The 12,547-nt window shown below is 26.2% G+C and carries 13 protein-coding genes; 5 read left to right on the top strand and 8 right to left on the bottom strand.

Features of this window, described 5'->3' with window-relative positions; genetic code table 11:
• Positions 1–343 precede the first annotated feature (343 nt).
• The 6 genes from CLOPA_RS08135 to CLOPA_RS24925 all read right to left on the bottom strand — a co-directional run bounded on the left by CLOPA_RS08135 (position 344) and on the right by CLOPA_RS24925 (position 5,690).
• Positions 344–1,147, bottom strand: a complete 804-nt coding sequence (locus tag CLOPA_RS08135) for an ABC transporter permease (protein WP_015614956.1) — start codon at positions 1,145–1,147, stop codon at positions 344–346.
• Positions 1,144–1,896: an ABC transporter permease gene (locus CLOPA_RS08130; RefSeq protein WP_015614955.1), complete on the bottom strand. Its 753-nt coding sequence runs from the start codon at positions 1,894–1,896 to the stop codon at positions 1,144–1,146. The genes CLOPA_RS08135 and CLOPA_RS08130 overlap by 4 nt, the downstream gene beginning before the upstream one ends.
• Before the next feature lie 15 nt (positions 1,897–1,911).
• Positions 1,912–2,808: an ABC transporter ATP-binding protein gene (locus tag CLOPA_RS08125; RefSeq protein WP_015614954.1), complete on the bottom strand. Its 897-nt coding sequence runs from the start codon at positions 2,806–2,808 to the stop codon at positions 1,912–1,914.
• Between the two features lie 79 nt (positions 2,809–2,887).
• The gene (locus CLOPA_RS08120; RefSeq protein WP_015614953.1) at positions 2,888–4,096 is read right to left on the bottom strand and encodes a M50 family metallopeptidase; all 1,209 of its coding nucleotides are present in this window, start codon (positions 4,094–4,096) and stop codon (positions 2,888–2,890) included.
• 14 nt (positions 4,097–4,110) lie between these two features.
• Positions 4,111–5,421 (bottom strand): radical SAM/SPASM domain-containing protein, encoded by a 1,311-nt coding sequence (locus CLOPA_RS23655; protein WP_015614952.1) that lies wholly within the window; start codon positions 5,419–5,421, stop codon positions 4,111–4,113.
• Positions 5,422–5,540: 119 nt separating this feature from the next.
• Positions 5,541–5,690, bottom strand: coding sequence for a hypothetical protein (locus tag CLOPA_RS24925; RefSeq protein WP_015614951.1), 150 nt, complete (start codon positions 5,688–5,690; stop codon positions 5,541–5,543).
• Between the two features lie 412 nt (positions 5,691–6,102).
• Between CLOPA_RS24925 and CLOPA_RS08110 the strand changes: the two genes are divergently transcribed.
• The 4 genes from CLOPA_RS08110 (at position 6,103) to CLOPA_RS08095 (ending at position 9,829) form a co-directional block, all read left to right on the top strand.
• On the top strand, positions 6,103–6,801 hold the full coding sequence (locus tag CLOPA_RS08110) for an aspartate/glutamate racemase family protein (protein WP_015614950.1): 699 nt from the start codon (positions 6,103–6,105) through the stop codon (positions 6,799–6,801).
• A 139-nt stretch (positions 6,802–6,940) separates the two neighbouring features.
• Positions 6,941–7,357 carry a cytidine deaminase family protein gene (locus CLOPA_RS08105; protein ID WP_015614949.1) on the top strand — a complete coding sequence of 139 codons (417 nt, stop codon included), beginning with the start codon at positions 6,941–6,943 and terminating at the stop codon, positions 7,355–7,357.
• Between the two features lie 508 nt (positions 7,358–7,865).
• Positions 7,866–9,161, top strand: a complete 1,296-nt coding sequence (gene ltrA / locus CLOPA_RS08100; RefSeq protein WP_015614948.1) for a group II intron reverse transcriptase/maturase — start codon at positions 7,866–7,868, stop codon at positions 9,159–9,161.
• 239 nt (positions 9,162–9,400) lie between these two features.
• Positions 9,401–9,829, top strand: a complete 429-nt coding sequence (locus CLOPA_RS08095) for a GNAT family N-acetyltransferase (RefSeq protein WP_015614947.1) — start codon at positions 9,401–9,403, stop codon at positions 9,827–9,829.
• 214 nt (positions 9,830–10,043) lie between these two features.
• Here CLOPA_RS08095 and CLOPA_RS08090 read toward each other — a convergent pair whose 3' ends face one another.
• Together CLOPA_RS08090 and CLOPA_RS08085 are read right to left on the bottom strand one after the other, a co-directional pair.
• Positions 10,044–10,514: a helix-turn-helix domain-containing protein gene (locus CLOPA_RS08090; protein WP_015614946.1), complete on the bottom strand. Its 471-nt coding sequence runs from the start codon at positions 10,512–10,514 to the stop codon at positions 10,044–10,046.
• 4 nt (positions 10,515–10,518) lie between these two features.
• Positions 10,519–11,061 (bottom strand): DUF6932 family protein, encoded by a 543-nt coding sequence (locus CLOPA_RS08085; RefSeq protein WP_015614945.1) that lies wholly within the window; start codon positions 11,059–11,061, stop codon positions 10,519–10,521.
• A 288-nt stretch (positions 11,062–11,349) separates the two neighbouring features.
• On the opposite strand from CLOPA_RS08085, the gene CLOPA_RS08080 reads away from it, so the two are divergent.
• Positions 11,350–12,432, top strand: a complete 1,083-nt coding sequence (locus CLOPA_RS08080; RefSeq protein ID WP_015614944.1) for a hypothetical protein — start codon at positions 11,350–11,352, stop codon at positions 12,430–12,432.
• Positions 12,433–12,547 lie beyond the last annotated feature (115 nt).

Raw genomic sequence — 12,547 nt, 5'->3', positions numbered from 1 at the left:
CCTCTCAAATGAACACAGTGGCTCTTTCAAATGAACATAATGGCTCTCTAACATTACACATATGACTCTAATTTATCATAATATTCACTCTATTTTCAGATTTTAAATTGATTACCTTTTATTTACAAATTTATTTTTTATAAGTCCCTCTTTTACGATGCTCCACCGCATTTATTTAATTCCACATAATATAATATATATTATGTGGAATTAATTTTTGCAAATTTACTTTTTAAGATCAAAAAAACAAGAGCAAAGCTTTATATATCAATACTTCGCTCTTATTTCATGAATTCAACACAATATGTATTGTGTTAAGTTCAGAAAACTTATTCTAGTAATTTTAAATAAAAATATCTTTTCTCTCCATAATAAATATGTACAACATAAATGTAACTATAAAATAAATAAATGATATTAATCCACAATATAAGATATTAAACGTAATTTTCATTGGAACATCATAATTAAATAATGATAACATACCTGTTGGTGAAAAAAACTTAGTATTTGTAAATGAATCACTAATACCCATTATTATTATAAACATAATTGATATTAATGTTAATATAGACTTATTTATGTTAGTACATGAAATTAACGCTATAATACTTGTAAATGCTAACATAGGTATTGCTCCCAATAAATATATTATAAACGTTTCAATAAAATTTATTGATGTAATACCATGTATTCCAAAGAAAAATGATCCCATTATAAATCCTATTACAAAAAACATACATATAATTATAAATATATTTAAAATCATATAAATATATTTACTTAAAGTTAATTCAAACTTACTTATTCCAGATGCCAATACAAATTTAGCATTTCCAGATTTAAAATCATATAAAAATGTATCTATGGCTAAAAGAGAAACAATCATAATTGAAAATTGAGTTGTTCCACCAAATATTGAATCTGTAGAAAATATTATTAAATAATTCAATGCATTTAAATTATTTAATAAAAATCTCATATTAGGTGGGAAACCAGAAATCGCTCCTGGCTGAAATTTAGAATCAGTATAAGACTTTGCAGTAAAAAAACTCAAAAGAATTATATAAGCTAATATAATATATAATTTTTTTTCAGAAAAAAGCTTTATATATTCATTTTTAACTAAATTTAGTACATTTTTCATATCCAAAAATCCTTTCTTTTAATTGTAATAATATTAATTATCATAATAATTAATGAGTATAATATTGAAAAAATTAAAGATTTATATATAAGTAATTGATTCGTTCCTGTAATAAACATTAAATTAATTATTTCATAGGAAATACTAAAAAACTTAATTCCACTAAATAAATTATCAATAATATAAAATATAAAAAATATCACTATTGATAATGTTACAGATTTCTCAAATTTATCCAAAAGTAATGCTATTAAAATTGAGCCAAGTATAATAGGAATTATTGATATTGATATCAAAATATATTTTCCTAACAATACTAGATATCTTTGTGAAAATATTCCTTGATAATTATGTGCTAAAAACCCACTCATAATAGAAACCAAAATAAATACTGTAATTATATTAATTAATAATATTAAAACTATAGATAAAAATTTACCGAATAAAACTTCAATTCTTGTTATTGGAGATATAATTAAGAATTTCATAGTTCCACTTTCGTAGTCTTCAGCCACTATAGAATTTGATATAACAATGGTTATTATTGGAATTACTAAAGCCATAAGACCTGATTCTAAATTAGTTGAAGTTATAGACTGAGCTATTAAATTTAAATATTGATAATTAGAATTATCACTTATAGTTCTAATTAAATTTAAAACTATTGCAGAAAAAGCAATACTTAAAAAGTATATTATCCATCTATATCTAAAGTACTTCTCAATCTCATTTCTTAAAATTTTAGTCATTACATCTTTACTCCTTTATAATGTACTTAAAAAGTATGATTCTAGTGTATTTTCTTTCTTCTTTATAGATGTGATATCTATATCATTTAAAGCTAGCTTTTTATTTATTTCTCCTATTTTTCCTTTATCAATATTAATTTGAATTATGTTATCATGTATACTTATTGATTTCACTACTTCAAATTTTTCTAATATAACTTTTGCTTTTTGTAAATCAGAAGTATCTATAAAGTATTCATCAAATTCTTGATTTAATAAATCCTTAACATATCCTTCACTTATAAGTTCACCCTTATTAATTATTGAGACTTTATTACAAAGTTCTTGTATTTCGCTTAATATATGAGAACATATTATAAAATTTATATTTTCTTTTACAGAAAGATCTCTTATTAAATTTCTTATTTCTACAACTCCTACTGGATCCAAACCATTTGTAGGCTCGTCCAATATAACTATTTTAGGATAATTTATAAAAGCTCTTGCAATAGCTAACCGTTGTTTCATTCCTAATGAATATTTTTTAACTTTTTTATTTTTCTCTTTTTCCAACCCGACAATGTTGAGTACTTCATTAATTCTAGTTTTGGGTAAATCATATAAATTCTTATATAACTCTAAATTTTTATATCCACTTAAGTAATCATAAAAACTAGGATTTTCTATCATTGCACCAATAGAATTTAAAGCTTTCTTTTTATCTTTCCAAACATCATAACCATTTATTTCAACTCTACCTTCTGTTGGTTTTACAAGACCAAGCATCATCTTTATTGTAGTACTTTTTCCTGAACCATTTGGTCCTAAAAATCCATATATATCTCCCTGTTCTAAATTAATATTTATCTTATTTACTATAGTAACCTCTTTAATTTTTTTTGTTAAATTTATTGTTCTAATAATATTATTCATTGTATATACCTACTTTCTTTAAAATAAGTTAATATTAACTTTAATATTAATATAATAAAAAACTGTAGAAATACCAATTTTAATTGCTAAAAGTATTTGTACAGCTTACTTTTCTATTGTGTTTCAATTTAGGCCTAATAATACTATATAAAGACATCATCATTATTAGTACATATATTTTTATTTCATTTATACCATCTAATACATTATTATTTATTCTCCATCCTATCATAAAGTTATAATACATTTGACTAAATTGTGAAAAAATCAAATATAAAATCATTATAACAGATACTGTAAAATAACATAAATATATACCTTTAAAAGATTTGGAATTAGATTTAGGATTGAATTTTAAAAAGCTTTTAAAAGATTTAAAAGACTTTTTTCTTAAATTAGGAATTTTTAATAATGTAGATAGAACAAAATAACCATCCAGTGGTAAAAATGGTACTAAATTACCAATCATTAATCCTAAATTAGAATAACATGTAACCATAAATATATTGTGAACAACTCCTGTAGTAATTTTTTGTAATAAAATAGAACTTGATAATATTAATAAATTACAATAAACTCCTGCTAACCATATATAAATTCTTTTTTTTCGTTCTATAGTATAAATTCCAGGTATAATTATATAAGCTATAGGATTTAAATATAAATATAAAGAAACTTTAAATTTCTTAGGCTTAAGTCCAAACCTTGTTGCAACTATCGCATGTGAAAATTCATGGAATATCACGCTAAGTGTAGTTATGCTTATAGAAATGATTACACTTAAAGTAGATGAATTAACAATTTTAAATATATTTAAATATAACATTTGTTTTAAAACTAAAATGAAATTAGGAATAGAAATTATAATTATAAATATTGAGATGAAAATTATAAAATTAATATATTTACTTAGAAATTTAAAAAAATTATAAAATTTCTTTAATTCTAAAGTTAATATATTTACTCCATATTTTTCATATTCATTTTTTTCTATATTTATATTATTAGAATTTTCTATCAAGCCAGATTTGTTCAATAAATTATATAATTTATCCACATTTATTTTTATTTTGTCTTTATTTTCTAATTTATATTTTATGTCATCTAATGTATTTTCACCATCAAAATAACTAATCACATTTAAAATTTTATCTTTTAACTTTTGATTAACCTCAATATATTTATCTTTTTCTAAACTACCTATACAATATACATCTTCTTTATTATCATATTTAAAAAGCAAATACGGTTTTATATCTGAAACTACCAAAGGTTTATTTTCGCTCATAGGCAATATTACTCCTAACTAATTTTACATAAAGATAATATAACATTTTCCGTTAACTTCTTCATAAATTGACAATCTTCTTCAGAAGTTTTAAATGCATCACTAGTGTTAAAGTAATTTATTCCTATACACCCGTGACATAAAGTATTATTAAAACAATTTTTACATTTTAATGAATTAGACTTATATGATTTATCAAATAAATTTAATTTATCATTAGAAATATTACTATAATTAAGCACATTACCTAATTTATATTTATCTACATCTGTAAGCATAAAACAAGGATAAATATCTCCTTTTGTAGATACAGAAAAAGTTGATATACCTGCATTACAGATATACTTACTAGTAGTTTTTGAAATAAGACTTCTTATAATTCTATCAATTATCATATAAGTATTTTTATATTCTAATTTATTTTTGTTTTCAATAATTTCGGGTATAGATTTTATAAAAGATCCCCTATCCTTTAAATAAAAATCTTTTGTTTTCTCACAACTCACATGTACTATATGAATATTCTGTATTCCTAAATTTTTTTTTATATATTTAATTACATCTGAAACCTCAATATTGCTATTTACATGATATTGTGTAAAAGTAGCTTCGGCATTTTGAGGTTGTTTTGTATATCTCTTTAATTTAAAAATATTATTTATTACTAAATCTGAACAACCTTTTCCATTTTTCATCAACCTAGTTCTATCATTAATACATTTAGGTCCATCTATACTTACTGTTAATTGTATATTATACTTATTTACAATATCTATAAATCTATCACTTGAACACATCCCATTAGTAACTAACGAAATAATAGGTTTAAAATCTATTTTATGTATATTATATTTCTTATCAAAATAATCACCCACAAATTCTATTGCATCTAAATTTAAGGTGGGTTCTCCTCCAAAAAGTTGTATGTTTTCTATATTTCTATATTTATCTAAAAATACATCTAAAGCTTTCTTCAAAGTGTCCTCTGACATTTGGGATTCTTTAGAGTTATATATTCCACCATTAGCATAACAATACTTGCAATCTAAATTACATTCATTAGTTATATTTAATGTTAATTTATATAAACATTCTTTATTTTTACTTAATTCATAATTTAAATTTTCTTTTTTTGTAATAAATGTCTTTATATAATTGTATTGATCTTCATTTATTTTGTATTTCTCCATTATTAAAGTTTTTTCATTAAAATTTACAATGTCTTTTATTGTAGATTTAGTAATTGAATTTATTCTAAAAAATTTTAATGAATCTGGTAAATACAATATTATATTACCTTTATTCTCAATAAAATGAACTCTCATAATGACACCATCCCATATTATAGTAAATGTTAAATTGAATAATTAAATTAATTATTACAATCGATTTAAAAAAAGTCTTTTCCTAATTAAGAAAAAGACTTTTCTTGAAAAACTATGTTTTAATTACAATATGCTCCAAACCATCCATGTGGACATCCAAATCCAAAGCTAGGAGTAGCTCCATCTTCTAGTATTTCTAATTCGTCAATATTTACCTCTTCCAATTTAAGTCCTTCCATTTTAGCTTCTTTTAAATCTAACTCTTTCATAATATATACACCACCTATTTTTTTATAATAAGTACATATTTTGCATGCATTTATATAATATACTTATCTTCCTTTAATTGTAATATAATGTTTTAAAGTTCTCAAATTACATTATTATGGTTTTTTAGGAGATTGTCCAAGATTTTATTGATAATTATTCCAATCACTCTATTTTTCTTAGTAATTTTATATTAATACTTTTGTCTTATAAAGTATTATGTACTTTTCTAAATCAACTAAATTACTATTGTGTTGATTTGGAGCTCTTCACTCCTATTAATTATAATTTACCACTTCACCAATATTATGGTATCATATTATATATATTTATGTCGTATTTGTAAAAATATCATGAATTAAACACAGAATTATTGACATGTTATGTACTAGATATGAAAAGGAGATAATTTAAATGAGTGAAAAATTAATTGGAATTTTGACTGGAATGGGTCCAAGGTCAACAGCACCATTTATTGATTTACTTATTGATGAATGTCAATTTCAGTATGGAGCAAAATACGATGATGAATTTCCTAAAATGATGATATATTCCCTACCTACTCCATTTTATATTGACCGACCAATAAACCATGAACTTATGAAAAAAACTATAATTGAAGGATTACAAAAGATTGAGTCAACCGGTGTGAGTTTTATTGCAATGCCATGTAATTCAGCACATGTATATTTTAAAGAATTGCAAGAGTCAATTAATGTTCCTTTATTAAATATTGTCGAAGAGACCGTTAAAAAATTGCCTATAGTTTCACAAAAGGTAACTCTATTTTCAACAAATTCAACATTTGAGTCTAACATTTATCAAAAAGATATAATAAAAGGTAGTCATGGATTTATTTTTAAAGATGAATGGCAAATAAAATTAAATAATCTTATTCAAAACATTAAAATGGATAAAAAGAATACACAGAATATTGATATTTGGAATGAACTTATTGAAGATGTAAAAAAGGAATCTATTGAAAATATAGTGATAGCTTGCACTGATTTAAATGTAGTATTAGAGAAAACAAATCCTTTAATTAATATTATTGACTCATCAAAATGTTTAGCTGAATCAGTTGTTAGTAAATATTTAAAATTGGTAAAATAAAGTTAGTTCATTATATTCTTAAGTTACGTCATAGTAATTAACTATGAACTAATAATTATTTATATATCTTACCGATAAATAGTAAATTTGTAGTGAAGAGTGTTTATATACACTAGATATAAAATGGAGGAAGATAATTATGGATATATGGGAAGAATTATATAATAAGGCGAAAGAACAGTTTTATCCAACTGAGGTAACGCCATTTGTATATGCACATCATGTTGTTTGTGCTTTAGAAAGTGAAGATGGGAGAATATTTACAGGTTTTTGTATTGAAAGTTGTGGTGGAGTCATGACATTATGTGCTGAGCGAGTTGCTGCACTTAATATGTATGTTAACAGTGGACAAACTGTAATAAAAAAATTAATTGCCTTTCGTGATGAGCCACCAACAGGTGTAGGAGGAATGCCATGTGGAGCGTGTAGAGAATTTTTGATGCAGCTTTCTCTTAAAAACAAAGATATGGAGATTATGGTTGATTACGAAAGGCGTGAAACTATTCGTTTAGAAGAACTTCTTCCAAACTGGTGGGGAATGATGCGATATGAATAAAAAAATAGAAACTGACAAATTCCAATTGTGCGCCCAGCTAAGGGTAATTAACCTAGCAGGTGGAAATCCTGTCTGAATAAGGTCTAGTCAACCAGCAGTAGCGAGTCTTGAGTTGCCAACAGTAATGGTGGGAGCTAAGCGTAGACAGCGAGAAAGTAGGGTTGAAATGCTATTGAGCCTCGAAATTTTGTATATCAGAGGGCTGACGTCTTAATTGGTGCGGAAAGCAACATCACATAGGTCGTAATGGCAAGAACTATGTGGCACTGCGGGGTCAAAGGGCCAATCATGCTTTACATCGTGGTTAATTATTAACTGGGGAGAGCCTGCCGTTTCTTAGTAATAAGTATGACAGACAACAATAAAACGGAGAATGTCAAATGAACGACAGGCAGTCGGATAGTCTCATAGTACCGCTGAAACTGGGTAATGCCAGTGGAGGGAAGGGGATTACATAATAACAATCTTTCTGAGGACACATCATCTGTACTCAGGGACAGGAGAAATGATGGAAACAAAATTAGAAAGAATAGCAGAAATATCAGCAAAGACTCGAAAGCCAGAATTTACTTCGCTATATCATCATATTAATGATGGTATGCTAAGACAGTGCCACAAAGAACTAGATGGAAATAAGGCAGTAGGCATTGATAGAGTTACAAAAACAAAATACGAAGTAAATCTAGAAGAAAATATATCTAATTTAGTAAAACGGTTAAAGAATAAGTCATACAAACCTTTACCATCATTAAGAGTATTCATACCGAAAGGTAATGGAAAAATGCGACCATTAGGAATTGCATCCTATGAAGATAAGATGGTGCAACTAGCAGTAAAGAAGATACTGGAAGCAATCTATGAACCAAGATTTTTGAGAAATATGCATGGTTTCAGACCGAGACGAGGTTGTCATGATGCTATCAAGGAAGTTTATAACGGAATGTATCATGGAAAGATAAACTACATTGTTGATTCGGACATCAAAGGCTTCTTTAACCACATGAGTCATGAATGGATAATGAAATTTTTGGGAGTATACATAAAAGACCCAAATCTCCTATGGCTGATTAATAAATACTTGAAAGCTGGGGTAATAACTGAGGGCGTATTTGAAGAAAGTACAGATGGTTCTGCTCAAGGGAATATCATAAGCCCAATAATAGCAAATATTTATATGCATAACGTTCTAATGTTGTGGTATAAGATTGTTATTACAAAAGAAACAAAGGGAGATAGCTTTTTGACAGTTTATGCAGATGATTTTATAGCAGGATTCCAGTACAAATGGGAAGCTGAGAAATACTACGGTGAACTCAAGAAAAGAATGGGAAAATTCAATCTAGAGATGGAAGATAGTAAAAGTAGATTACTGGAGTTTGGTAAATTTGCAGAAGAAAACCGGAAAGCAAGGGGAGAAGGTAAACCAGAAACATTTGATTTCTTAGGATTTACATTTTACTGTGGAAGAAGTCGCAGAGGATATCCATGTGTCATGTTACAAACAAGTAGAAAGAAATTTAGACAAAAGCTAAAAGACACTAAAAAGTGGCTGTACGAGAATAGAACTATGCCAGTTAAGGAAATGATAAAGGCATTAAACCTCAAATTGGTTGGGCATTATAGGTACTATGGTGTATCTTTTAATGGTAAGATGATAACAAACTTTTTGCATAGAGTACAGCAATTTCTAAGTAAGACACTGAATAGGCGAAGCGATAAGAAAAGCTACAGCTGGGATGGATATATAGAAATGTTGAAATATTATCCTTTAGCGAAACCAAAGATATATTTTAAATTGTTTTAACTGTGAATGTTATTATGAGGAGCCGTATGCGGGAAAGCCGCACGTACGGATTCTGTGAGGGGCTTACATTGTAAGGTGTAAGTCTACTCGACTAATGATGAGTATTATAAATAGTAATTGTTTGTAGGCAGTTAATAGCTAAACTGTATTGTTTTAAAAAAAATGGGTTATTAGTGAGTAAGATACGAGTTTTTTAGAGCCTGTTGTAGAGAAAAATAGGGATTTTAGGAGGAGTTTTAATGGAGATAAGAACAAGCTGTATTAATGATTTTGAGGAAATTTATAACTTATTTACTCAATTATGGCCAAATAAAGAACTACATAAACAAAAGTTGTTAGAAGTATTTGAACGCGGGTTAAATGCAGATACTGATTATTACTTATCTGCATTTGAAAATGGAAATGTAATTGGATTTTCAGCATTTTATATTGCAAATAACTTTTGGCAAGAAGGAATTATTGCATATGATTATGGAATGATTGTAGATGAGAAAAATAGAGGACAAGGAATAGGCAAAAGTTTAATTGATAAGGCTTGTCAAATATCCAAAGAATTAGGCTGTAAAAGATTTGAACTGGATTCAGGTTTTCAAAGAGAAGGTGCTCATAAATTCTATGAATCAATTGGATTTGAAAAAAGAGCATACCTTTTTTCAAAGATACTATAGAATATATGCAAATTCCAATTTGTAGGGCTTATGTAACATAATTTTAGATTTAGTTCTGTCGGACCTTTCATTTATTGCTAATAATTAAAGTTGACATTGAAAAAATTATAGAACCGGTAACTTGATGTTAATTCCTTCCATCAAGTTACCGGTTTTTGCACGTATCTCGGCTTCCACCCTTTTAGTTCCAGTCATTGTGTTGATTTCGTTTGTATTATAACTTACACATATTTAAATTATCATCTCTAGAAATGATACAATGGTTTTCTTCATCTATTTTGGTTTTAGTTATCATTCCCAATGCATTCATTACTCTTTGTATTTTTTCTATAGATGCTCCATAGTACTCATTTCGCTCATCTTTAGAAACTTGTGTTGGTGAAACACATAGAATATCTGCAAGCTCCTTTTGAGATAAACCTCTATAAATTCTAAAATAAATTAATACTTTTCCTAGTGTTTCAAGATTAAATATAGTATCAAAGTCTCCACGTTTTATTCTCTCATAATATTCAACTTCTTCTCTGAGTTGTTCATGAAAAGATATCAATGGCTCAACAGCTCTAGCTACCTGCTCATCTGTTAGTTCTAATTTATATAATTCTTCTTTTTGTTTATTAATTAACTTTATATCTTCTCTTAATTTTGTTATTGCATTTTGATAATCTTTATCAGTTTTAATCATATTTTTAACTCCTTTCCTTTAATATTTTCACAATTCCTTTAGCCATATATGAATCTCTCGTTTTTCTAAAAGCAGCTGGAAATTGTAGATCATTGCCATATTCATCTTTTATTCCAGATATCTGGCCAATATGAGGATATAATTCAATTCTATATTTATGCCACATTGGTAGCTGGCGTTTACTATATCCTCTATAAGATCTTCTACTTTTACTATCCCAAGTCCACACCTTATATTTATCCAATAAATTAAGATTTTGCTGTAAAGTACCATCAGCTAAATCATGATAATTACATTCAAAATAACCATCTATATCATTTGGATGAGCTTTTTCCTCTACAAAAGATCCATCAATATAAATTTCAGAGATGTCAATTTTCCAAAGTTGATTAACCAATATCTCTAATCTATCAACTAGATATCTCCTCCACTCTACATCCCATGGAATATCACCTGTAGGTCCAATTACTAAGATTGAATTTCTTAATTCCTCAATTGTCATATGATAATCCCCTAGTGGAAGCAATCCAAATTCATTAAATTTCATAATAATGTTATTCCCCTTTTTAAATAAACTTCATCTGTAAAATAATAATAACTTTTATATTAATATTAACCTATATGTTAATTAATATACTATAATTTATTATTAATTGCAACTAACATTTGATAACTTCATATAAATTGCTAATCTATATAACCCACATTGTTTTGAATTAAAGAGATTTTAACTATCCTAATTGTTATTTACTTTATAATTATACATGGCATTATTTACATAGCTTTGATATTATTATATAAATACATAATTTGATAATAAAATGGGGGTTATTAGATGAATTTAATTATGTTTAAATTTTTTATTGATTTTAACTTAGGACTACCAACATCTGCTTTTATAATGAGATTGGATAATAAAAATATCTGTATAAACTGCGAAAAATACAACACATTGAATTATCAAACATTTACAAGTTTGAATATTGATTGGGAAAAAGACAAAGAGAATACTAGGATACTTGAATCGAATGCAATTAATAAGAATGGCGATAAATATTTAAATCGTCAAATATTTTTTAAACTAGATGAGCCATTTAAATATGGTTATAAAGATTACATAACTAGTAATATTTTAGTAATAGTGTTTGAAGAATACCAAGATCATGATGTTACGACATCTGAAGGCTTAGAATACAATTATGAAAAAGCAAAACTTTTCTTTGAAAAATTCATAAATAAATATAGATTAGTTAGCAATTTCTCATTTATTCCAAACCCAAACTCCTTAAAATTGCCATTAATTGAAATTTTAATTTGCAAAAATAAATCTATTAAAAATGTTTATGCTAAAGAAGCTTTGCCTTTTACACATTTAGATATCAAAACTGTATTAGAAAATCCATTTGTAAAAGGTCATACAGATTCCCTTCATCCTGATGATAAGACATTAAATACTCTAGTTTCAAAATTAAATCAGTGTGAAGACATACAACTTTATGATAAATTACTATTAGATGCAAAGGAACAAGCCTTTGTAAAAAAAGACTATCCTCTTTGTATAGTTTTATGCGAAACAGCATTTGAAACATTTCTTCAATACGAATTAAAGAAAGCATGTGTTAAAAATCATATAAAAATGTTACTTACATATTATAAACGTAGGAAAAAATTTAGACCCTATAAATTAGCAATAGAAAACGGTAATGTAAAAAAAGATCTTTTAACAAATTATTTGAATTTTATATTCAAAGTTAAGATTGAAAGTACAATTGAATATATTAATTGGGATAAAAATGCTTATAAAAAAAGAAATAATATTATACATAATGGAATTTTAAATTTTAACCTTAAAGATGCTGAAAATGCTTTCACTACTACTATGTCTTTTATAAAATATATTAAAAAACTTAGCAGCTAGACTTTAATAGTTTAGCTGCTAAGCTTTTTTCAATTTCATATAACTACTGTTCTGAGAAATTAATTATTTATAATAAAAGATTGAACAGCTGAATATTCAGCTGCTCAATTTAACA

This window comes from Clostridium pasteurianum BC1 (assembly GCF_000389635.1).
Lineage (GTDB): Bacteria > Bacillota > Clostridia > Clostridiales > Clostridiaceae > Clostridium_I > Clostridium_I pasteurianum_A.
The sequence above is the reverse complement of the archived record's forward strand: the minus strand, read 5'-3'. Positions and strand labels throughout refer to the sequence as shown.

Bases quoted from the DNA above. Each gene is read 5' to 3' on its own strand.
- CLOPA_RS08120 (WP_015614953.1), bottom strand. From the start codon at position 4,096: ATGAGCGAAAATAAACCTTTGGTAGTTTCAGATATAAAACCGTATTTG.
- CLOPA_RS08095 (WP_015614947.1), top strand. From the start codon at position 9,401: ATGGAGATAAGAACAAGCTGTATTAATGATTTTGAGGAAATTTATAAC.
- CLOPA_RS08135 (WP_015614956.1), bottom strand. From the start codon at position 1,147: ATGAAAAATGTACTAAATTTAGTTAAAAATGAATATATAAAGCTTTTT.
- CLOPA_RS08080 (WP_015614944.1), top strand. From the start codon at position 11,350: ATGAATTTAATTATGTTTAAATTTTTTATTGATTTTAACTTAGGACTA.
- CLOPA_RS08110 (WP_015614950.1), top strand. From the start codon at position 6,103: ATGAGTGAAAAATTAATTGGAATTTTGACTGGAATGGGTCCAAGGTCA.
- CLOPA_RS08105 (WP_015614949.1), top strand. From the start codon at position 6,941: ATGGATATATGGGAAGAATTATATAATAAGGCGAAAGAACAGTTTTAT.
- CLOPA_RS24925 (WP_015614951.1), bottom strand. From the start codon at position 5,690: ATGAAAGAGTTAGATTTAAAAGAAGCTAAAATGGAAGGACTTAAATTG.
- ltrA (WP_015614948.1), top strand. From the start codon at position 7,866: ATGGAAACAAAATTAGAAAGAATAGCAGAAATATCAGCAAAGACTCGA.
- CLOPA_RS08130 (WP_015614955.1), bottom strand. From the start codon at position 1,896: ATGACTAAAATTTTAAGAAATGAGATTGAGAAGTACTTTAGATATAGA.
- CLOPA_RS08085 (WP_015614945.1), bottom strand. From the start codon at position 11,061: ATGAAATTTAATGAATTTGGATTGCTTCCACTAGGGGATTATCATATG.
- CLOPA_RS23655 (WP_015614952.1), bottom strand. From the start codon at position 5,421: ATGAGAGTTCATTTTATTGAGAATAAAGGTAATATAATATTGTATTTA.
- CLOPA_RS08125 (WP_015614954.1), bottom strand. From the start codon at position 2,808: ATGAATAATATTATTAGAACAATAAATTTAACAAAAAAAATTAAAGAG.
- CLOPA_RS08090 (WP_015614946.1), bottom strand. From the start codon at position 10,514: ATGATTAAAACTGATAAAGATTATCAAAATGCAATAACAAAATTAAGA.